Origin of the sequence: Haloferax sp. S2CR25 (assembly GCF_031624535.1) — an archaeon.
In the GTDB taxonomy this organism is placed as follows: Archaea; Halobacteriota; Halobacteria; order Halobacteriales; family Haloferacaceae; genus Haloferax; species Haloferax massiliensis.
In genome coordinates this window covers 56,636-76,745 of the sequence record NZ_JAMQOO010000008.1, presented here as the reverse complement: position 1 = coordinate 76,745, position 20,110 = coordinate 56,636, and the positions used below count along the sequence as shown (strand labels likewise).

Annotated in this window: 25 protein-coding genes; 12 read left to right on the top strand and 13 right to left on the bottom strand. The window is 68.6% G+C overall.

The features are described from left to right. The first annotated feature begins 46 nt into the window (after window positions 1–46). From NDI65_RS16845 to NDI65_RS16830, 4 genes are all read left to right on the top strand, one after another. Window positions 47–520 carry a pyruvoyl-dependent arginine decarboxylase gene (locus tag NDI65_RS16845; protein WP_089776860.1) on the top strand — a complete coding sequence of 158 codons (474 nt, stop codon included), beginning with the start codon at window positions 47–49 and terminating at the stop codon, window positions 518–520. Between the two features lie 90 nt (window positions 521–610). After that, window positions 611–1,456 carry a HAMP domain-containing sensor histidine kinase gene (locus tag NDI65_RS16840; RefSeq protein WP_089777291.1) on the top strand — a complete coding sequence of 282 codons (846 nt, stop codon included), beginning with the start codon at window positions 611–613 and terminating at the stop codon, window positions 1,454–1,456. Window positions 1,457–1,586: 130 nt separating this feature from the next. After that, on the top strand, window positions 1,587–1,970 hold the full coding sequence (locus NDI65_RS16835; protein WP_089776859.1) for a DUF5811 family protein: 384 nt from the start codon (window positions 1,587–1,589) through the stop codon (window positions 1,968–1,970). A gap of 172 nt (window positions 1,971–2,142) precedes the next feature. After that, on the top strand, window positions 2,143–2,304 hold the full coding sequence (locus tag NDI65_RS16830; protein WP_172795730.1) for a hypothetical protein: 162 nt from the start codon (window positions 2,143–2,145) through the stop codon (window positions 2,302–2,304). A gap of 30 nt (window positions 2,305–2,334) precedes the next feature. Here NDI65_RS16830 and NDI65_RS16825 read toward each other — a convergent pair whose 3' ends face one another. Further along, window positions 2,335–2,658, bottom strand: coding sequence for a hypothetical protein (locus tag NDI65_RS16825; protein WP_310893862.1), 324 nt, complete (start codon window positions 2,656–2,658; stop codon window positions 2,335–2,337). A 116-nt stretch (window positions 2,659–2,774) separates the two neighbouring features. Further along, window positions 2,775–4,577: a translation initiation factor IF-2 gene (infB, locus tag NDI65_RS16820; RefSeq protein ID WP_089776857.1), complete on the bottom strand. Its 1,803-nt coding sequence runs from the start codon at window positions 4,575–4,577 to the stop codon at window positions 2,775–2,777. Window positions 4,578–4,774: 197 nt separating this feature from the next. On the opposite strand from infB, the gene NDI65_RS16815 reads away from it, so the two are divergent. Then, the gene (locus tag NDI65_RS16815) at window positions 4,775–5,020 is read left to right on the top strand and encodes a PRC-barrel domain-containing protein (RefSeq protein WP_004967375.1); all 246 of its coding nucleotides are present in this window, start codon (window positions 4,775–4,777) and stop codon (window positions 5,018–5,020) included. Window positions 5,021–5,038: 18 nt separating this feature from the next. Continuing rightward, complete coding sequence (locus tag NDI65_RS16810) at window positions 5,039–5,497, top strand: NOB1 family endonuclease (protein ID WP_004976295.1); 459 nt, start codon at window positions 5,039–5,041, stop codon at window positions 5,495–5,497. Window positions 5,498–5,529: 32 nt separating this feature from the next. Here NDI65_RS16810 and NDI65_RS16805 read toward each other — a convergent pair whose 3' ends face one another. Further along, window positions 5,530–6,267 (bottom strand): type II CAAX endopeptidase family protein, encoded by a 738-nt coding sequence (locus tag NDI65_RS16805; protein WP_089776855.1) that lies wholly within the window; start codon window positions 6,265–6,267, stop codon window positions 5,530–5,532. Between the two features lie 328 nt (window positions 6,268–6,595). Next, window positions 6,596–7,888, bottom strand: a complete 1,293-nt coding sequence (locus tag NDI65_RS16800; RefSeq protein ID WP_310893861.1) for a glucose-6-phosphate isomerase — start codon at window positions 7,886–7,888, stop codon at window positions 6,596–6,598. A gap of 72 nt (window positions 7,889–7,960) precedes the next feature. Between NDI65_RS16800 and NDI65_RS16795 the strand changes: the two genes are divergently transcribed. Beyond that, window positions 7,961–8,494 carry a hypothetical protein gene (locus NDI65_RS16795; protein WP_089776853.1) on the top strand — a complete coding sequence of 178 codons (534 nt, stop codon included), beginning with the start codon at window positions 7,961–7,963 and terminating at the stop codon, window positions 8,492–8,494. 18 nt (window positions 8,495–8,512) lie between these two features. On the opposite strand, the gene NDI65_RS16790 is transcribed toward NDI65_RS16795, so the two are convergent. The 4 genes from NDI65_RS16790 to NDI65_RS16775 form a co-directional block, all read right to left on the bottom strand. Next, a complete protein-coding gene (locus NDI65_RS16790) occupies window positions 8,513–9,196 on the bottom strand; it encodes a TVP38/TMEM64 family protein (RefSeq protein WP_089776852.1) in 684 nt (227 codons plus the stop codon). After that, window positions 9,193–9,897, bottom strand: coding sequence for a PHP domain-containing protein (locus NDI65_RS16785; RefSeq protein ID WP_310893860.1), 705 nt, complete (start codon window positions 9,895–9,897; stop codon window positions 9,193–9,195). The genes NDI65_RS16790 and NDI65_RS16785 overlap by 4 nt, the downstream gene beginning before the upstream one ends. Beyond that, window positions 9,894–10,592, bottom strand: a complete 699-nt coding sequence (locus NDI65_RS16780) for a CDP-alcohol phosphatidyltransferase family protein (RefSeq protein ID WP_089776851.1) — start codon at window positions 10,590–10,592, stop codon at window positions 9,894–9,896. Before NDI65_RS16780 ends, NDI65_RS16785 begins: the two co-directional genes overlap by 4 nt. A 127-nt stretch (window positions 10,593–10,719) precedes the next feature. Further along, complete coding sequence (locus tag NDI65_RS16775) at window positions 10,720–11,319, bottom strand: GNAT family N-acetyltransferase (protein WP_089776850.1); 600 nt, start codon at window positions 11,317–11,319, stop codon at window positions 10,720–10,722. Between the two features lie 112 nt (window positions 11,320–11,431). On the opposite strand from NDI65_RS16775, the gene NDI65_RS16770 reads away from it, so the two are divergent. Next, window positions 11,432–11,929, top strand: coding sequence for a DUF5812 family protein (locus NDI65_RS16770; protein WP_089776849.1), 498 nt, complete (start codon window positions 11,432–11,434; stop codon window positions 11,927–11,929). A 45-nt stretch (window positions 11,930–11,974) separates the two neighbouring features. On the opposite strand, the gene NDI65_RS16765 is transcribed toward NDI65_RS16770, so the two are convergent. Beyond that, window positions 11,975–12,316 (bottom strand): hypothetical protein, encoded by a 342-nt coding sequence (locus tag NDI65_RS16765; protein ID WP_089776848.1) that lies wholly within the window; start codon window positions 12,314–12,316, stop codon window positions 11,975–11,977. 127 nt (window positions 12,317–12,443) lie between these two features. On the opposite strand from NDI65_RS16765, the gene secF reads away from it, so the two are divergent. The 3 genes from secF to NDI65_RS16750 all read left to right on the top strand — a co-directional run bounded on the left by secF (window position 12,444) and on the right by NDI65_RS16750 (window position 15,398). Beyond that, the gene (gene secF, locus NDI65_RS16760; protein ID WP_089776847.1) at window positions 12,444–13,307 is read left to right on the top strand and encodes a protein translocase subunit SecF; all 864 of its coding nucleotides are present in this window, start codon (window positions 12,444–12,446) and stop codon (window positions 13,305–13,307) included. Then, window positions 13,304–14,875 carry a preprotein translocase subunit SecD gene (secD, locus tag NDI65_RS16755; protein ID WP_089776846.1) on the top strand — a complete coding sequence of 524 codons (1,572 nt, stop codon included), beginning with the start codon at window positions 13,304–13,306 and terminating at the stop codon, window positions 14,873–14,875. Before secF ends, secD begins: the two co-directional genes overlap by 4 nt. 295 nt (window positions 14,876–15,170) lie before the next feature. Continuing rightward, entirely contained in the window at window positions 15,171–15,398 is a 228-nt protein-coding gene (locus tag NDI65_RS16750) for a hypothetical protein (protein WP_042663510.1), read from the top strand. Between the two features lie 69 nt (window positions 15,399–15,467). Here the strand turns inward: NDI65_RS16750 and rnhB are convergent, their stop codons facing one another. Both rnhB and NDI65_RS16740 read right to left on the bottom strand, forming a co-directional pair. After that, a complete protein-coding gene (gene rnhB / locus NDI65_RS16745; protein ID WP_089776845.1) occupies window positions 15,468–16,115 on the bottom strand; it encodes a ribonuclease HII in 648 nt (215 codons plus the stop codon). A gap of 77 nt (window positions 16,116–16,192) precedes the next feature. Further along, the gene (locus tag NDI65_RS16740; protein ID WP_089776844.1) at window positions 16,193–17,476 is read right to left on the bottom strand and encodes a tRNA pseudouridine(54/55) synthase Pus10; all 1,284 of its coding nucleotides are present in this window, start codon (window positions 17,474–17,476) and stop codon (window positions 16,193–16,195) included. Between the two features lie 193 nt (window positions 17,477–17,669). Here NDI65_RS16740 and NDI65_RS16735 point away from each other — a divergent pair, with 193 nt between their 5' ends. Next, window positions 17,670–18,647, top strand: coding sequence for an EamA family transporter (locus tag NDI65_RS16735; protein ID WP_089776843.1), 978 nt, complete (start codon window positions 17,670–17,672; stop codon window positions 18,645–18,647). Between the two features lie 138 nt (window positions 18,648–18,785). On the opposite strand, the gene NDI65_RS16730 is transcribed toward NDI65_RS16735, so the two are convergent. Continuing rightward, a complete protein-coding gene (locus tag NDI65_RS16730; RefSeq protein ID WP_089776842.1) occupies window positions 18,786–19,421 on the bottom strand; it encodes a twin-arginine translocation signal domain-containing protein in 636 nt (211 codons plus the stop codon). A 100-nt stretch (window positions 19,422–19,521) separates the two neighbouring features. Continuing rightward, window positions 19,522–20,103 carry a DUF4112 domain-containing protein gene (locus NDI65_RS16725; RefSeq protein WP_089776841.1) on the bottom strand — a complete coding sequence of 194 codons (582 nt, stop codon included), beginning with the start codon at window positions 20,101–20,103 and terminating at the stop codon, window positions 19,522–19,524. Window positions 20,104–20,110: the final 7 nt, after the last annotated feature.

The window sequence follows — 20,110 nt, the reverse complement described above, 5'->3', positions numbered from 1 at the left end:
CGCCACTATTCGTAACCCCCTTTTCCGCCGCCGCGAGAGTTCGGACATGAACACGATTCGCGTCGTCCGCGGGGTCGGCACCGCCCCCACCGAGATGGCGTCGTACGACGCCGCGCTCGCCGCCGCCAACGTCCACAACTACAACCTCGTCGCCGTCTCCTCCGTGGTTCCCGCCGACGCGACGGTCGAGGCGGTCGACGTGGCCCCCGATCTCGGTCCGGCGGGCAACCGTCTGACCGTGGTGCAGGCCCGCGAGACGACTTCGACGCCCGGCGAGACGGCGGTCGCCGGTCTCGGCTGGGCGACCGGCTCCGGGCCCGGCCTGTTCTACGAGGCGTCCGGAACCGACGAAGACGACGTCCGCGCGGCCGTCCTCGACGGCCTCGACGCGGGCCGAAACCTCCGCGAGTGGTCGTTCGACGACGAGGAGGTCGCGCTCACCACCGGCACCCACGAGGGCGACGGCTACACCACCGCCGTCACGGTCGCGGCCTACGGGCAGAGCGAATCCGTCTTCTGAGACTCCGCGCTGACCGACGGACTCATCAGCGTTTGTGAGTATTGCTCCGACATGAGTGGTGACGCGCCGTTCGACCTGTCCCCGTGGCGAGTGGCGCTCATCTACGCCGCCTTCGGCTTCCTCTGGGTCGCGACGAGCGACAGTCTCGTGGAGGGGCTTCCGAACCACGAGCTCATCCAGACGGCGAAGGGATGGCTGTTCGTCGGCCTGTCGGCGCTGTTGGTGTACGCCCTCGTCGACCGGAGTCAGACCGAACTGAACCGGACCTCCAAACGGCTGGAGTCGACGCTCGCGCACACGAGCGTCCTCCATCGAATCCTCAGACACGACATCAGGAACGCCTGCACCGCCATCCTCGGCTACGCCGAACTGGTCGAGTCGCGGGACGACGCGGACGCGAACACCGACCCCGTGGAGGCGATTCGACACCGAGCGAACCGACTGGTGGAGGTGAGCGACGAGGTCGCGCTCCTCAGGACCGTCGAACTCGCGGAGGGGAACGAGGTCGACGTCGACCTCTCGTGTGCGGTCGCCGACGCCGTCGATGACCTCGAAATCGAGCATTCTGCGGTGCGGGTTTCCGTCACCTCGCCGGAGACGCTCACCGTGCGGGCGCACCCGGCGCTCCCGCGAAGCATCGCCGAACTGCTCGACAACGCCGTCGTCCACGCCGACTGCGACGAGCCGAAGATTCACGTCGCCGTCTGGCAACTCGGCGAGGTCGTCGGCGTGACCGTCACCGACAACGGTCCCGGCATCCCGGACGCCGAGCGCGAGGCCCTGCTTTCGGGGTCGGAGACGCCGCTTTCGCACACCAGCGGCGTCGGCCTCTGGCTGGTCCGCGCCATCGTCGACGCCTCCGGCGGGTCGCTCGACATTTCGACACCGAAGGCCCACGGGACCGTCGTCACCGTCTCGCTTCCGCGAACGGCCTGACGGCGGCGTCACCGGGTCGTCATCCCGCTGTTATCCCGCCGTCGCCGCGTCGTCACCCAGTTTCGATTCGCCACCGCGCCGCCGACCGACGACGGCTTTTTACACGTCCTTCCCGTATCGCAGACGACTGATGAACGGGAACAACCCATATGCGGGCGCTCCCGGCGTGACTGGGGCCGGTCAGGCGTCGCCCGACCGAGAACTGACCGTCGAGCAGATGGACGCGCTCCGGCGGGCGGTCGCCGGTATCGTCTCGCGGACGGAGTCGTACCTCCCCGAGGGCTTCGCCGTCGGGTCGGAGCTCTCGACCGGGATGAACGGGCCGCTCGCCACCGTGGCCGTCCATCCGCCGGTCGGCCACCCCGTCAGCGCCGGCTTCTCGCCGGACGCCGACGAACTCGACGCCGGACTCACCGACGAAGACCGCAACGAGGTCGCCCGCGGACTCGCCGCCACCGCGGCGTTTCAGGTCATGAGCGCCGTCGGCGACGACCTCACGCCCGCCGCGCGGTAACCCGCGCCGACCCCCATCGCTGTCGGGGTCCGAGTGGCGACTGACGCGCCGTTGCGACCTGCCGATCGGTTCCTCGCCGCCGTCCCGTCGCCTCGTCCTGCGTTTCAGCGCCGCGCTCCCGTCAGTTCAGAACGAGAACAATACACTTCACGGAGGCGGTCGAAAGGGAGGTATGGCTTCGATTTTCGACTACGCGGACGAGATTGGCCCGACGACGCTCATCATCGTGGGCTTCCTGCTGTTCGTCTTCCCCGAACCGGCGACTTCGGCGTTCGGCGCGGGGTTGATGCTGTTCGGCGCGGCGTACTGGTTCTGGGAGTGGAACCGCCCCTGACCACGGGGCCGAGCGCGCGAGCGTCCCCGGTCAGACGCTCCCGCGGCGGCGGTTTCGACCGGCGTCGTCGCGGACGCGGGGCTCGATGCCGCCGAGCGGCGCGTCGGTCTCGGCGGACGCGTCCGACTCGCCCGTCGGACCGGCCGCCGACCGCGGTGTCGCAACGAACAACCCGTAGGCGAGCACGGCCGCCGAGACGAGGCCGCTCGCGCCGACAACGAGCGAAAGTGGGAGCGGCGAGAGCGCGCCGACCGCCGTCCCGACGGCGAGCGGGAGCGGTAGTGTCGCGAGGATGGCGTCGTACCGCGTCGCTTTCGTGACGATGCTGTCGCTATGGGGTGTTCGTGTGCGCATGATACCACTCGGCGACGGGTACGAACGTCTGAATATTAGCTATTTCGCCCGACGGGACGGCCGTGCGGCTCACGGATATGCTGAGTCAACGGAAGACTCGGGGCGCGACGAGTCGCCTATTTTCCCCAGAAGGGGTCGCGGCGGCGGTGCTTTTCGAGGTAGCCCGACAGCGCCTCCAGTTCGTCGGTGGGGATGTCGTCGCGGAGCTCCTGTTCGAGAATCTTCGCGTGCTTTTCGGGGAGTTCGATCCAGAGTTCGTCACCCTCCTCTATCTGGCGGCCGACCGTCGGGCCGTCGATGGCGACGCTGACCCGCGAGCCGGCGCGGGCGCTCGACACGTCCTCGCCGTTTTCTTGGATGCCCGAGAGCTGACCGACGCGGTTCGCCTCGCCGTCTTCCCACTTCACGACGTTCATGTTGTTCTTGATGGTCCCGGACATGACTTCGACCCCGACGACGGCGGGGTTGTTCTGCCGGAAGACGTGGTCCTGGAGGATGCGGAAGCGACACGGGCGGACGATTTTGTCGAGAATCGTCTCCTGTTGGGCGCGTTTCATCTCCTCGACGTGCTCTTCGTACTCCTCGACGAGCTGATAGATGACGTCGTCTTCGAACAGCTTCACGTCGTTCTTTTCGAGTTCGGCCTCGGCGTTCGAGAGCACGTCCACGTTGAACCCGAGGATGACCTTGTGCTCGGGTTCGCGGGCGGTCGAGGCGACGGCCACGTCGCGCGGAGCGATGTCTCCGACCTCGGCGCGGAGGATGGGTACCTCGGCCTCCTGTAAGGCGTTCGCCATCGCTTCGAGGCTGCCGAGCGTGTCGGCCTTGACGACGACGCCCTCCTCTTCGGTGGTGACCTCGATATCCGCGAGTTCGGCTTCGACCTCGCGGACGACCTCGTCGAGGTCGCGGTCGCCGACGACGCGGACCGGCGCGCCGGCCATCGCGTCTTCGAGGTCGGGGGCGGCGATTTTCACGCCGGCCGCGGCGCGGACCTCCTCGACCTTGTCGAACCGCTTTTCGGTCCGAATCTCGGCGTTCGGACGGGGCTGGAGGAGCGCGCGGACCTCGGTGACGATGGGGTCGTTCGCGCCGCCGACGACGACGGTGTCGCCCGCGCGAATCGTCCCGTCGTAGAGGACCACGTCGAGGGTCGCGCCGAAGCCGCGTTCCTCCTTGACTTCGAGGACCGTCCCGGATCCGGGACCGGCCACGTCGATGGCCATCTCGTCTTTCATGTAGCGCTGCGAGAGGCCCATCAGGACGCCCAGCAGGTCGGGGATGCCCTCGCCGGTCAGCGCGGAGACGGGGACGACGCCGATGTTGGACTGGAAGTTCTGGACGCGCCAGTAGAAGTCCGAGGAGAAGCCTCGGTCGGAGAGTTCGCCGATAATCTCGTACAGTTTCTCGTCGAGTTTCGAGCGGGCGCGCTGGGACTGCTCCTCGTAGGTCTTCTGGATGGGGGCCCCCTCTTGGGGGTTCCAGCCCGGCGTCGTGTCTATCTTGTTCGCGGCCACGATGAACGGCGTCCCCGTCCGCTTGAGGATGTCGATGGCCTCCTCGGTCTGCGGCTGGAAGCTGTCGTTCACGTCGACCACGAGGATGGCGATGTCGGCGAGCGCCCCGCCGCGCGAGCGGAGGGTGCTAAAGGAGTGGTGGCCCGGCGTGTCGATGAACAACAGCCCCGGGAGGTCGAAGTCCTCGGGTTTGACCAGACTGCCGGCCATCTGCGAGACGGTGTCTAAGGGGACCGCGGTCGCGCCGATGTGCTGGGTGATGGCGCCGGCTTCGCCCTCGCTGACGGCGGAGCCGCGAATCTTGTCGAGAAGACTCGTCTTCCCGTGGTCCACGTGGCCGAGGACGGCCACGATGGGTGTGCGAAGCGTATCGGATTGTGACGTCGAATCAGTGTCGGACATGGAGAATCGCCCCGGAGAAAGCTCTTACCGGAATCGAGTCGGTGACTCAAGTTAAGTCCATCGTCACGACCGCGCCCGCGAGTCCGCGAGTCACCGTGTCAACTGTTCTCGCGGCCCGCAGGCGGGTCGGGGCGTTCGTCGGCCGCCCGTCAGACGTGCCCGTACCGTTTATGTGAACCGACGAGGAAGGGGTGTGTATGGCCGACATACTCGCCGAGAACCTCTCCGGGAAGGCCGTCATGGGCTCCGACGGAACGGAACTCGGGATGCTGTACAACATCACGATGGACATGAAGTCGGGCGAGCTTCACGACCTGCTCGTCCAGCCGAACGAGCAGATTTCCCCCGGTCGCGTCTCGTTCGACCGGGACGACCGCGGACGGTTCCGAGTCCCGGTGAACCGCGTGCAGGCGGTCAAGGATTACATCGTCGTCCAACGGTAGACTCAGGATAGATTCTCAATGCGGATTCTCGACGCTTCTGCGTTCATCAACGAGTACCACACCGACGACGAGACGGCCTCGATTCCCCTCGTCAAGGAAGAACTCACCGGCGAGCACGCCTTCCGCTTCGACGCCCTCGAAGGCGCGGGAATGTACGTCCACATCCCCGGACAGGGGACCGTGGACAAGGTGCTCCGCGCCGCGGGCGAGACCGGCGACCGCGACGTGCTCTCGGAGACCGACACGCGCCTCATCGCCGCCGCGTTCGAACTCGACGCGACGCTCGTCACCGACGACTACGCGATGCAGAACGTCGCCGAGCGGCTCAACGTCGGCGTCGAAGTCATCGCCCAAGACGGCATCGCGGAACAGCGAAGCTGGAAGTTCCAGTGTCAGGGCTGCGGCCGGGAGTTCGACGAGAACAAAGAGCGCTGTCCCATCTGCGGGATGGAGCTGTCGCGGAAGAACCCGGCGTAAGCCGGCCGACTCAGCGGCTCGATTCCCCTTTTTCAGACCATGCCGGTCGCCTGCGCGTAGCTCACGAGGAACTGGACCGCGTTGTACAGCCCGTGGACCAGCGCGGCGACCAGCAGGTTCCCGCTCTTCTCGTAGACGAGCGCGAGGACGCTCCCGAGGACGAACACCATCCCCAGCGAGACGTACAGCCCCTCGCCGGAGAACGACCAGAGGTGAATCGACGCGAACACCAGACTGGACAGGACGACCGCGGGCGCGGGACCCCAGAGTCGGCGGAGTTCACCGAAGGCGATGCCGCGGAAAATAAGCTCCTCCGCCGGGCCGACGAGGACGATGGTGATGACCGTGAGATACAGGAAGTACACCGGGTTCTCGCGGCCCTGCTGGGCGATGACGCTGTCGCCGCTCTGGATGCCGAGCGCGGACATCAGCGCCGACGCGCCGAGGTAGACGCCCATCACGGCGACGAACCCGCCCGCAATCCACAGGGCGTCGCGCGCGGTCGGTCGCTCGAACCGAATCAGGTCCCAGTCGTCGCGCATGGAGAGGTAGCCCGCGCCGACGACGCCGAAGCCGACGAACTGTCCGGCGGTCTGTATCGCGCCGATGAGCGCGGTGTCGCCCGGAACCACGCCGCGAGCGAGGCCGGCGGCGACCGAGCCGAGCGTCGCGCCGACGAGGAGCGAAAGGGCGACGACGATGATGATGCCACCGTACGCCTGGAGGTGGTCTGCGGGGCTCGCAGACGAGCGGGCGGTGTCGTGTGCCATTGTCCCCCCTTCGGAACGGTGTCGGATAACCGATTCGGGTCGATTCTCACCAGTCTGTGGAGTCACGTGAGTCTGTGTCGCTTGCGCCGTTTTGAGAGGAGGGCCGGGCTGCGGAACCACCTCGAAAGCCCCCGCCACGACGGCTCCCGCGGGCCGTCGCGGTCCTCGGCCTCCGGCCTGCGGTCCTCACCGCCCCGGGGTTCGCCCTCGCGGCGGCCCCTTTCAGTCCCGCCCCGTGGACTGTTCGGTAGTCGCCGCTGGGTGGTTGTTCGGTAGTCGTCGCAAAAGCTAGTTCTCGGCCGCGGTCGCCGCGACCCTCTCGCTCCGACTACTCCACGACCAGCCGGGACTTCTCTTCGACCGCGTCCGCTTCCTCGAAGTCGCCGCCGCCGAGCAGGCCGCGGGCGGCGCGTTTGCCCCACTCGACCGCCGGCTGGACGAACGTGTCCACGCTGGCGAGTTCGCCGTAGAGGACGCAGGCGGCCTCCATCGCGTACAGCAGCTCGCCGAGGCCGTACTCGTCGACGCGGTCGAGTTCGATGCGGACGCTCGGGCGGCCGGCCGCGGCGAGGCTCGCCTCGGTCGCCTCGAACTCGGCGTCGAGCAGGTCGCCGAGCGACGAGCCGCCGAGGTACGCGAGGCCGTCGAGGTCGGTCTCGGGGATGGCGACGTCCTTGCGCTCCGCGGCGCGGACGAGGGTCACGAGCTTGTCGCGCGGGCCGGCGCGGTACAGTTGAAGCTGGGAGTGCTGGTCGGTCGCGCCGAGCGCCCGCAGGGGCGTCTGGCCGAGGCCGTCCTTCCCGAGCGACTCGGCCCACAGCTGGGCGAACCACTCGGAGAACGTTTCGAGCGATTCCGCGTAGGGCATCATCGCGTTCTGGTGCATGCCGCGCTCGGCGAGCGCGTAGGAGACCGCGCCGTAGGCGTACGCCGGCGAGTCGAAAAGCGAATCCGACAGGCGCGCCTCCTGTGCGGCCGCGCCCTCCAAGACCGCCTCGATGTCGTGACCGCAGAGTGCCGCGGCGGCGAGGCCGACCGTCGAGAGCACCGAAAACCGACCGGGGACGCCGTCCGGGACGGGGAGCGACGGGAGGTCGTGCTTGTCGGCGAGGTCGCGGAGGTTGCCCTCCTCGCCGGTCGTGACGAAGGTTCGGTCGGCCCAGTCGACGCCCGCGTCGGCCATCGCCTCCCGGACGACGAGGAAGTTCGCCAGCGTCTCGGCGGTCGTGCCGGACCGCGAGACGACGTTGACGACGGTCGACGCGAGGTCCAGCGAGTCGAGGAGGCGCTCGACGGCCTCGGGGTCGACGTTGTCGAGGTAGTAGGCGTCCACGTCGCTTTCGAGCGCGTCGGTGAGGGTGGCCGCGCCGAGGGCGCTCCCGCCGATGCCGACGGTGACGACCGCCGAGGGGTCGTCGAACCGGCTCACCGCGTCGCGAATCGCCGCGGGGTCGGTGCTGTTCGGAAGGTTCAGCGATTCGTAGCCGTGTTCGCCGGCCTCTCGGCCTCGTTCGATGCGGTCGTGGGCGGCCGCGACGCGGCCGTCGAGTCGGTCGAGCGCCTCGCGCGAGACGCCGTGGGCCGACGCCGTGTCGAGGACGTTCCCGAGGTCTACCTGCATACAGGATGCCGCGTCGCCCGGCGTCAAAACGACACCGGTCGCTTTAATCGCGGCCGCTCCCAAGGGCGACCGATGGCAGACGACTACGGCGGCGTCATCGGCGCGTTCCCGTACGCCTTCCGGCACAGCGAGTCGTGGCTGTTCAAGTGCTACGTGCTCGTCGGTGCGCTGGCGACAGGCGTCGTCTCGTTGTTCGTCGCCTTCGGACTCGTGGTCCTCATCGGCGCGACCGCCGGCGTCCCCGGCGGGTCGCTCACCCTCTCGCGGTCGTTCTACGTCCTCGTGGGGCTGTTCGTCGTCGCGCCGCTCGTCGCCCCGATACTGTTCGTCGCCCGCCGACACCGCCGCACCGGGTCGAAACCGCGGTACGACCTGAGCCTCGCGCTCGCCGGATTCGTGTTCATGCTGTCGGTGTACGTGGGGCTTCTCGCGTCGGTTCCCGCGGAGCTTCAGACGCCGGCCGAGCCGTTCACGGTGGGCCCCGTGACCGTCTCGGCGCTCGTCCCGGTCGTTCAACTGCTCTACGGCCTGCCCGCAGTCTACGGCCTCGTCCCCCCGGTCGCGTGCGCGGCGGGCATCTACGGAATCCACCGACTGCTCCGATAAGCGCCGCTAACTCCGTTCTCACCCGACTCTCGCCGCCAACTCGTCCCGGTAGCGGTAGACGACCACCGAGGCGACGACGCCGACTCCGACGAGGAGCGCCACCGTCCCGTAGTTCGCCGCGCCCGCGTTCCGCCCGGCGGCCGCCGCGAGGGCGAACGTCGGCAGGCGACCGACGGCGACGAGGACGACGAGCGTCCGGAGTCGAAGCGGCGAGAGCCCGGCGAGCGCGCAGAGCGCGTCGTCCGGGAACGCCGGCAGGAGAAACAGGACGAACAGGCCGGCGACGCCCCGGCGGTCGGCGACGCCGTCGAACCGCGCGAGCGCGTCGTCGGCGACGAGGCGCTCGACCGCGGGTCGGCCGAAACGCCGGGCGAGCAGGAAGACGATTGCGCTCCCGGCGACGACGCCGACCATGCTGTAGGCCGTCCCGGCGACCGTCCCGAAGAGGTAGCCGCCGACGGCGGCGAGGGCTTGCCCGGGAATCGGCGCGAGAATCACCTGAAGCGCCTGGATACCGACGAACACCAACGGGGCGAACGCCCCGGTCGATTCGACGGCCGAGCGGACCCACGCCGGGTCGGCGAGTCGCGGGGCGAACGCGGCGACGACCACGGCGACGGCCGCGAAGGCGACCGCGACGACGCCGAGCCTGACGAGCGCCGCGTTCCGTGCGTCGGTCGAGTCGAACAGCCGACCGGTCACAGGAACGAGGCGGTCTTGAGCCGGGCGTTCAGCGCGTACTTCCGCAGGTACTGACGGGCGGTCGTTCGCGTCCCCCGCGCGACGGTTCGCCCGGCGCGAATCCCCTCCAAGATGGCGTCGGTCGTGACGTCGCCGTCCGCCTCGACCGAGACGGCCGTGTACGCCCGTCCGACCAGCGCGGGTCGGTGCGCGTCGCTCCCGCCCGTGCCCGGGAGTCCCCGCCGGCGGGCGTAGCGCCGCGCCTGCCCGTTTCTGAATCCGGTGAGCGTGTGGGCGTTGTACACCTCGATGGCGTCGACGTCCCGGATCGCCCGCCGGGACGCGCCGTGCCGGAACGTCTGAAACGGGTGCGGCACGGCCGCGAGCCCGCCCGACTCGCGGACCGCCCGCGCCGTCTCGGGGAGCGGTCGCCCCGTCGCCGGCGGGTCGTCGACGCCGAGCGCGAGGAGGTGGCCGTCGGCCGTCGAGACCTCGACGCCGGGGACGACCCGGACGCCGTACTCGTGGGCGATGTCGAACGCCCGCGGGAGCGACCCGACCGAGTCGTGGTCGGTGAGCGCGACCGCGTCGAGGCCCACCGACGCCGCGCGGCTCAGCACCGCTTCGACCGACATCTCGCAGTCGTAGGAGGCGTCGGTGTGGACGTGGAGGTCCACCGCGAGCGTTCGCGGCCCTCGCGAGTCCCGCGTCCGACCGCTCATACCACACCGAATTCGAGCGCGAGACAGCCGACGACCGTCAGGACGCCGGCGACGCCGACGAGGACGTGTCCCGCGTCGGTCTTGTACGCCTTGTAGTCGGAGGTCATGAGCGGGCAGACCGCCACGATTGTCGCGCCCGCGACCCAGCCGTTCCACAGCGGGACGAACTGGAGGAGGAAGTAGTTCGCCAGCACGACGAGGTGCGTGTGAACGACCGTCGTCCCGTGGTAGTACGAGGTTCCCGAGTCGTCGCCGAACCCCTCGCTGTTGTGGCGGATGAGTCGCAGGCCGCCGAAGGTGAGGACGACGAAGCCGACGACGGCGCTCACGACCGGGTTGGGCGCGAGCGCGACGTGGTACAGGAGCGCCGCCGACACGAGGTACGCGAAGATGTCGATGAAGGAGTCTATCTGTCGGCCGAACGCCGAGGCGGTCCCGGTTTTGCGGGCGTAGTAGCCGTCGGCCTTGTCGAAGGCGAAGCCGGCGAGGACGGCCACGATGGCCCAGTTCGGCTCGCCCGACACGAACAGTATCGCGCCGACCCACGCCCAGAAGAGCGCGCCCAGACTCAACCAGTCCGCGGCTCCGAGCCGCGAAATCATGTTCTCCCCCGTCGATGAGCGCACGACCTCGCTCGCCCGCGCGTCGACCGCGTCCAGCCTCCCGCGAAGTGCTGACCTGAGTTCGTCCGTCATGCCTGTCTGTCCGACACACTCGGCCGATTGAGTATAAATTTAATCGCTATAGTATATATAAATCAAATATCTATATATCTGGGTTCCCGAACGGAGCGCTCGGGACGGAACTGAGCGCTCTGTACCGCTATGGACGCGGTTTGACGCGCCGGCGTCGCCACGGGCCGACCCGGTAGTACGCTCGGGTGCGGGCGACTCGGAAGCCGACGCTCCCGAAAGTCCACTGCGAGGGTCGGTTGTCGCGGGCGACGAGCGCGTGGACCGTCTCAGCCCCCTGCCCGGCGGCAACCGCGACGGCCCGCGAGACGAGCGCGGTGGCGATGCCGCGGTTCCGCGCCTCGGGCGCGACGAACACCCGGCGGACGTAGCCGCCGGGGACGGTCACGTCGGCCTCCAGCGGGCGGACGTGGTACGTCAGACCGGGGTCGCCGAGAAAGAGGTAGCCGACGAGCGCAGGTTCCTCGTCTGCCTCACCATCGAACGCGCACACCGCCGTCTCGTCGTCTCGAAGTTCGGAAAACGCGTCGTAGCGTGCCTCGAACCGGCGCGCGTCCTCGGGGTCGAGCGCGCGAATCTCGACTCCCCCCGGGGGGTCGCGGTCGGCGTCCGCCGCGTCGGCGTCCGCGACGTACTCGTCCATCTGCGTCGCCGTGAGTCCGCGGGCCTTGAGCGCGTCGTAGACGCGGCGGGCCGTCTCGGTCCGGGTCAACCGCCAGAGCGCGGGCATCGCCAGTCGCGTCGGAGCGCCGCGAGAAAAGCCCACCGTCGCCGTGGGTATCGGTGCCACACGGCCGGAAGCGCCCGAAACGGGGAAAAGGCCCGGTGGCTTACAGCGGGTGATGACCGAGTCCGAGTCCGAGACCGAGTCCGAGTCCGAGCGAACGGGAACCTTTCTCGTCACCGCCGCCGACGAGGAGTCGGCCGTCCTGAAGGACGTTCACTCCGGGCAGGTCCACGCGCTCTCGTCGAACCCCGGCGTCTCCGAGGACGAAGCCGTCCGCGGGACCGTCGCGCCCGACCCGCCGATGAACGTCTCGTGGCAACTCGTCGAAGTCGAGTCGCGCTGGACCGTCTCCGTCGAGCGCTCCACCGAGTCGCCGACGACGAACTCCCGCGACATCGCCGCCGACAACCCCGACGGCGAACTCGTCCGCGAGGAACGCGCCGGCACCGGCGAGATTCACGTCCTGTCGGTCCCCGACGACATGACCGAACAGGCCGTCGACGACATCCTCGACGACAGAGAGGGCCTGCTGTCGCGGGCCGCCAGACTCGACGTGAACCGCGTCGAAATCCGCTCGCAACCGGGCGTCGTCGCGGTCCGCTACATGCCCTGAGCCGGGTCTTTTCTGCTCGCCCCCGCTCGTCTTCTCGCGCTCCCGCTACCGCTGTTTTCCGGTCGAGGAGACGGGACCGTCCGCGCTCTGGACGCACCACCCGCCGTGGACGCTCCCCTCGCGCTCGACGAACTCGACCGTCGTCTCCCCGCCGATGCGGGTCGCGCCCGCCGGGTCGAGTTCCTCCACGCGGAGCGTCAGCGTCAGCGCGTCGCCGCAACAGCCCACGTCGAGGAACTCCTCCCACTCGTCGCCCGGCGCGGCGTCCCCGTGGACCCGCCGCAGGTAGGTCACGAAATGGTCCGTGGTCAGCTGGTCGCGGCCCCACGCGCTGAGTTCGTCGGGAAAGGAGACGACCACGCGGGTCGCCGTCTGGTCGGTCGTCATAGTTCACGATTGTCGGCCAACGACTATGGGCCTGTCGCGGGTTCGTCGGGCGCTCGCCAGACCGCGCCGCGGCCGAAACCGTCCGCGGATAAGAAACCTTATTCCGCACCGCTCAGGACCGCAACCCATGGTTGAGTTTACGGTACCGGAGGTAGACTACACCCGGTACACGAATCGCCAACTCGCGGCCGTCCCCCTCGCGGTCCTCGCGGTGGCCCTACTGGTCATCGGAGGGTGGTACGTCGCGACTGGTGCGCCGGTGAATCCGGGCGTCGACTTCACCGGCGGTACCGAACTCCGCATCGCAACGGATGCCCCGCAAAGCGAGGTCGCCGCGGCCTTCGACAGCCAGCCCGAGTCGATTCGCTCCGTCGCGGCCGACGGGACGTACGTCGTGACGTTCCAGTCGGGGAGCGCGACGTCGAGCGAACTCCAGACGCAGGCCGAAGACGCCGGCTTCGAAGTCAGGTCTATCGACGCCGTGTCGGCCAACTTCGGCGGCGAGACGCAACTGCTCGCCCTCGGCGGCCTCGCGGTCGCCTTCGCGGGCATGAGCGTCCTCGTGTTCGCCATGTTCCGCTCCTTTGTCCCCTCCATCGCGGTCGTCCTCTCGGCGTTCTCCGACATCGTCATCCCGGTGGCGCTGATGAACCTCTTCGGCATCGAACTGTCGCTGGGGACCGTCGCGGCCCTCCTGATGCTCATCGGGTACTCGGTGGACTCGGACATCCTCCTGAACAACCACGTCCTCCGGCGCTCCGGTGACTTCTACGAGTCCACCGCGCGCGCCATGCGGACCGGCGTGACCATGACGCTCACGTCCATCGCGGCGATGATCGTCATGACCATCACGGCGACGCTGTTCGGGATTCAACTGCTCGCCGCCATCGGCACGGTCCTCGTGTTCGGTCTCACCGCCGACCTGATGAACACCTACATGCTGAACGTGACCCTCCTTCGCTGGTACAAGTTCGAGGGGGTGGCCCGATGAGCACGCTCCGCGACAACTGGCGGGTCATCTTCCTCGTCGTGGCCATCCTGTTTTCGACGTTCGCCCTCTTCTCGCCGACGATGGGCAACCAGTCCCCGGTCGGCGAGGACGACAGCGCGACGAACCTCCAGTTCGGTCTCCAACTCGACGGCGGGACGCGCATTCGCGCGCCGCTCGTCGGCGTCACCGCCGAGGACGTCGAGTTCAACGGCGACTCCGAGCGCGTCGTCGAACGGGAGGTCGCCGCCCAGATAGCGGGCGCCGACGCCGCTGACGTCATCGCACGCACTGGCGCGGAGTCCAACACGGTCGAAGCGACCATCGAGAACGTCACGACCGACGACCTGAGCGCCGCGCTCGACGCCGCTGGCTACGGCCACGGCGAGGTCAGAGACGGCGTCACCGCGACGACCCGAGCCGAGACGGTCCGCGTCCTCCAGTCGAAGATCAACGAGGCCGGCCTCTCCGGCGGGACGGTCCAGCAGGTGACCACGGCGACGGGCGAGCACTTCGTCCTCGTCGAGGTCCCCAACCGCGACCAGTCCGACGTCGTCGACCTCGTCGGCGAGCGCGGGACGGTCCAGATCGACATCTACTACCCGACCTCGCAGAACGGCACGCGGACCTACGAGACGCGCGAGGCCGTCCTGACGCAGGCCGACTTCACCTCCATCGGGACCGCACAGGAGTCCCAGACGGGAAGCGGGGCGTTCGTCCCCGTCTCCGTCCGCGACGAGCCCGCACCGGAGTTCCAGACGGCAGTTCAGGATACCGGCCTCGCCCAACCCGGCGGGACGCGGTGTACCTACATGGAAGACGGCGGCGAGAACACGACCGAGGGCTGTCTCCTCCTCGTCGTCAACGGCGAGGTCGTCAACGCCTTCGGGATGAGCCCCGGACTCGCGGACTCCATGCGGGCCGGCGAGTGGGCCGGCGCGCCGAGCTTCCAGCTCCAGACGCGCAACACGTCCGAGGCACAGGAAATCGCCATCAACCTCCGCGCCGGCGCGCTGCCGGCCAGCCTCGACCTCTCGGGCGAGGACAGCGGCACCTCGTCGTACATCTCCCCGAGCCAGGGTGAGAGCTTCAAGTTCGACTCGCTCATCACGGGTATCATCGCGGTGCTCGCGGTCGCCGGCGTCGTCTTCGTCCGCTACGGCAAACCGCAGGTCGCCCTGCCGATGATCGTCACCGGCCTCTCGGAGGTGTACATCCTCCTCGGGTTCGCCGCCGCCATCGGCTACCCGCTGGACCTCTCTGTCATCGCCGGCTTCATCGCCGTCATCGGGACCGGGGTGGACGACCTCATCATCATCGCCGACGAGGTGATGGCCGAGGGCTCCGTGACCTCGCGCAAGGTCTTCCAGTCGCGGTTCCGCCGGGCCTTCTGGGTCATCGGCGCGGCCGCCGCGACGACCATCATCGCCATGAGCCCGCTCGCCGTGCTCTCGCTCGGCGACCTGCAGGGCTTCGCCATCTTCACCATCCTCGGCGTCATCGTCGGCGTGCTCGTCACCCGCCCGGCGTACGGTGACATCCTCCGACTCCTCCTGACCGAGGACCGCTGAGGCCGACCCCACTCCGGCCGACGCGTCTCTTTCTCCCGTCCGGTACGACTCCGACCTCGGGCACTGCGAACCGCCGATTCCGCACGCTCGGGTAGCCTCGGCGATTCTCGCAGTTGATACCCCCGTACCCGACCGACTGTTCCCAATTTCAGAATCGAGAGACGGCGGCGGTTTCGATCGTCCCCGCCGGGGAGTAGTCGCCGATAGAATCATATAGACTGCCTATAAAACACTGCTTGAAGCGGCAACCAAGCAACCGCCGCCCGTCGGTAATCACGGTGCACGCACTCCACTCATGGACGACACGACAGTTCGACACGACGAGACGGACGCGACGACCCGGCCGGACGCCTCGCGGCGGTCCGCCGGGGACGACGAGGAGTTCGTCGCCATCGTCGCCCCGTACGACGACGCACCTGACGAGTGCACCATCTTCCCCGCAGGACTCTCCGAAGACGAGTTGCTGACGACGTGGCTCTCCGCGCAGGAAGGCGGGTACGTCGCGCTCGCCGAGATGCGGTAGCCCCGCTCAGCGACCCGTTTTCGAACCACCCCGACCCTCCACTTTTTCGACCGCCGGTCCCGCGACGCCTCAGAAGTCCCCCAGCGACGACTGTTCGTGGGCGGCCATGAGGTCGGCGCAGGTGGACCACGACTTCCGCGCGCAGTCCGGCAGGATTCCGTGTTCGCGGACGTACTCCCGCAGGAACTCGCGGGTGGTTCCGTCGCTCGGGTAGCCGCTTCCCACCTCGCCGTACTCGTCGGCGATGGCCTCGACCCGCCGGTCGCGTTCGACCTTCGCCACGACGCTCGCCGCGCCGACGATGGCGTGTTCGTCGTCCGCGCGGTGCTGGGCGTGGACCTCGACTTCGACGCCCGACTCGGCCAGCCCCTCGCGGACGCGGCGGCCGAATCTGGACTCGTTCACGTCGCCCGCGTCGCAGACGAGCTCGTCGGCTTCGACGGCGACGTCGGCGGCCGCCTCGACCTGCGCCCGGACGGTCAGCAGGTTCATGTCCGTCTCGGGGTCGTCGATGGTCTCCGGTTCGACGAACGCGACGCCGACGTCGATGTCGTCGCGCTCCCGGAGTGTCGCGGCGAGTTCCTCGCGCCGCTCGGGAGCGAGTCGCTTCGAGTCGGCGATTCCGTCCGGGAGGGCGTCGGGGTCCGCCCGGACCGCCGTGGCGACCATCGGACCCAACACGGGTCCCTTTCCGGCCTCGTCGACGCCGATGTGCATATCTGGTCGGGTCTTGGGGTGGAGAATTAGAGGTTGCGGTCCGCGACGACGCCCGTGGGAGGTCCCGGGGTCTCGTTTCAGTCCTTGAAGAACTCGTCGTCCTCGAACGGTTCGTCCTCGCCTTCGACCGCGATGACGTCGAGCGCGGTGACGACCGCGCCCGTGTCGAGGATGCCGGCGAGGCTCGGGTTGGTTCGGCCCTCGTCGCCGGAGACCAGTTCCTTGATGTAGAGGCCGCCCTCGCCGTGGATTTCGACGGTCGCGTGGCGCGCGTCTTCGAGGTCGCCGGTGGCGTCGTAGACGTGGCGGGTGCGGGTGATGCTCGCGCGGCGGTGGTCGACGCGGTGCGGGGTGTACTGCTCGATGGTCGCGCCGGTGAGTTCGTCAAGCGCGGCCTGCAGGTCCTCGTCGGTCACGTCGTCGTCGAACTCGACGGCGGCGCGGTACTCCTTGCTCGCGTCGAGTTTCTTCACGCGCTCGACCATGTCGTAGGTGGCGAGCCGAAGCCCCTCGACTTCGATTTCGCCGTCGGCCATCGCGTTGATGTCGCCTTCGAGCTGTTCCACGTCGATACTGCGGCGACGCGGCTCCATGATTTCGACCACGAACGGCCGGCCGGTGCCGAGCATGAGCGCGTCCACGTCCTCGCGGCCCGCGCCGTGGAACTTCGCGTCGACGCCGTCCATCACGTCCGTCACGACGGGGGCGACGAAGCCCTCGACGCTGTCCTCGTAGAGGTAGCCGGAGCCGCCGCAGTAGTCGCACGGCTCTTTGCCCTTGTAGCCCGAGCCGTCGCACTCGCGGCATGGCCACTCGGTCTGCGGGATATCGCGGGCGAGCTTCCGGTAGCGCCCGTAGACGAACGCGGAGTTGAGCTGCGCCTCGACGGTGTCGGCCTCGATGTCGAGGAGGAACTGCACGTCCGGGCGGGTGAAGTCCACCTCGGTGCCGGTGAGCCGGCCCACCCGCTTTCCGACCTCGCGGTTGAACTCGGATTTGAACAGTTCGCCGGCGTCCTCGGGCAGGCCCGCGCCCTCGCGGAGGAGCAGTTCGTTCTCCTCGACGAGCGGCGGCGCGCGGGTGCCGACCTGATACGTCTCGACCTCAACGTCCTCGATGGCCTCTGCACAGCGTTCCGCCCAGTCGTCGAACTCGGCGCAGGCCCCCTCGCAGACCCAGCAGTCCTCGGTCTCGACGGCCTCGTACGGCTCGTCGTCGTCGAGGGCGGCGGCGACCCGGAGCGACTTGCCTCGCTCGGCGTTCGTCAGCCCGAAACTGCGCTCGGCGAAGGCCCGGCCCAGACAGGCGTCGCAGACCGGCCCGCTCTCGGCGAGCGCTCGCGCGTCCTCAAGGATGCTCATGGTCGGTCTCTATCGGGGCGCGCGTAACTAGCTTACTTTGTTCGTCGGGTCGTCGCGGCACGGCTTGGCGACAGACCTCAGAACAGCGCTGTTTGTCAACACGTCCCGAGTGGAGTGCTATCTCGGCTCCGAGAAATTTGATGTACGGCGGCGTGGTAGCCGCTTCAACACCCGGCTCTCCGGTCGATATCTCGTGTCTCTCAATACGCAAACGAATCGGACGCTCGCACTGTTTTCGACCATCGCGGTCCTCTGGGGGACCTCCTTCATGGCCATCGAGGTCGGTCTCGACGCCCTCCCGCCCGTGCTGTTCGCCGCCCTCCGGTACGACGTGGCCGGCGTCGTGCTGTTCGTCTACGGCCTGCTCGCGGCGGAGGACTGGCGACCCCGCGGCCGCGACGAGTGGCTCGTCGTCTTCGTCGGCGGCGCGCTCCTCATCGGCGCGCACTTCTCGCTTCTGTTCTCCGGCCAGCGGTACGTGACGAGCGGCGTCTCGGCCATCGTCATCAGCCTCGCGCCCGTCCTCACGCCGTTTTTCGCGTGGCCGATGCTGCCCGAGGAGCGCCTCGACGCGTTCGGCTTCCTCGGCGTCCTGCTGGGGCTGGCCGGAACGGTGGTCATCGCCCTCGCCTCGGGGTCGGTCGGCGGCCAACTCCTCGGCGTCGTCCTGCTGTTTCTCGCCGCCGCGGCGTGGGCGTTCGGCTCGGTGCTCGTCAAGCGCCTCCCCGGAAATCCGCCCGTCGTCGCGATGCAGGCGTGGATGATGCTCCTCGGCGCGGGCATGCTCCACGTCACGAGCCCCGTCCTCGGCGAACCCGGCCTCGCGAGCGTGGCGTGGTCACCGCTCGTCGTCGCCGCGCTGCTCTTTTTGGCCGTGCTGTGCAGCGCCGTCGGCTTCATCGCCTACTTCGTCCTGCTCGACCGCATCGGCGCTGTCGAAATCAGCCTCGTCAACTACGTCACGCCGGTCGTCGCCGCCGTTTCAGGCTGGGCGTTCCTCGGCGAGCGCATCGGCCCCGTCACCGTCTCCGGCTTCGCGCTCATCCTCCTCGGCTTCGCGTTCATGAAGCGCGACGCGCTCGGCCCGCTGGCTCGTCGCTTCGGCGTCCGCGCCGGCCTCGTCGCGCCCGAACCGGCGACCGACTCGGACGCCCTGCCGACCGACGACTGAGTCCGTCCCACCCCGGCCCGCGGGGGGTCGCGGTCCCGTCGCTTCGGGCGTGGCCGCGCGAATATCGAACCCCGTTCGAGTCGAAAAAAGTCCCGCCGCGTCCGACGCCGGTGTCCGCGCCGGCGTCAGTCGCGTTGCTCAGTTGCTGGTCTCGTTGCCCGACGACGTGGTCGTCTCGTCGGACGTCGTGACCGTCTCGTTGGTGGCGGTCGTCGTCGTCGCCGTCTCGTTCATCGCGGTCTCGTTCGTGGACGTCGTCGTAGTCGTCCCGTTCGTCGTCGTTTCGTTTGTGGTCGTCTCGTTCGCAGTCGTCGTGGTCGCGGTCCCCTCGGCGGCGACTTCGTGGGTCGCGAGGACTTCCTCGGCACCCTCGGTGCCGACCCAGACGACTTCGACCGTCGAACCGGTCTCCGCGGACTCGATTTTCTGGAAGTTACCGACCGAGACGGGGAAGTCTTCGGTCTCTTCGCTGTCGTCGACCCACGTCGTGGCGCGCTCGTCGTCGACGGCGACGTAGACCTCGCTCGTCTCGTCGGCGGTGATCTTCTCGCCGCCCATGTGGACGACGCGGAGGACGCCGCTGTTCGTGCGGAAGGTGAGTTCGGGGTCCGGAACCTCGGCCGGTTCGGCCTCGGTCGTCGTCTCCCCGCCGGTACCGTTACCCGTCTCGTTACCCGCGGTCGGCTGTGACTCGGAGCCACCGCCCATACAACCGGCGGTGGTGAGGAGGGCTCCCGTCGCGGCGACGCTCTTCAGGAAGGTACGTCGTTCCATACGCCACGGTTTGCAAGCTAGTATATATGTCTTGTAGTTTACAGTTTGGGGATGGATAACGACTCACACGACTGGTTCCCACAGTTCGTCTATCGGGTAATTACAATAGTCCAACTTGTCCGAACACCCACAGGGCGACGAGCACCGTGGCCGCGCCGAGCGCGACGAGTAGGAGAGTGATGACGGCGACCGCGGCCAAGAGGAAGCGCCGGTCGGCCGCCGCGGCCGCGGGAGAGGCGTCGTCGTATCGGGCTTCCAACAGCCGGACGTTCCGGGCGTTCGCCTTCCACGCCGCGTCGAACACGTCGCCGACGAGCGGGAGCGACCCGACGGTCGCGTCGAGGACGACGTTGCCGAGCATCCGCGCGAGCGTCGCCCGCGGGACGCCGAGCATCGCGGCCTCGACGAGGATGTACGCCGAGAGCGCCGAGGCCGTCGCGTCGCCGATTCCCGGGACGAGCCCCAGTATCGGGTCGAGGCCGACGCGGTAGTTCGTCCCCGGAACCTCGAACGCCTCGTCGAGGTAGAAGCTCACCGCGCGGAGCCGCGCGAGGGTCTCTTCGTCGCCGACGCCCGCCGACTCGAAGTCGACGACTGCGTCGGGTCTCAGCGGGTCGTCAGCGCCGCTGTCGCCGTCGCTCGCCGCCGCGGGCGTCGCCGGGGTGTTCCTCGAATCGTTCACGCGTGTC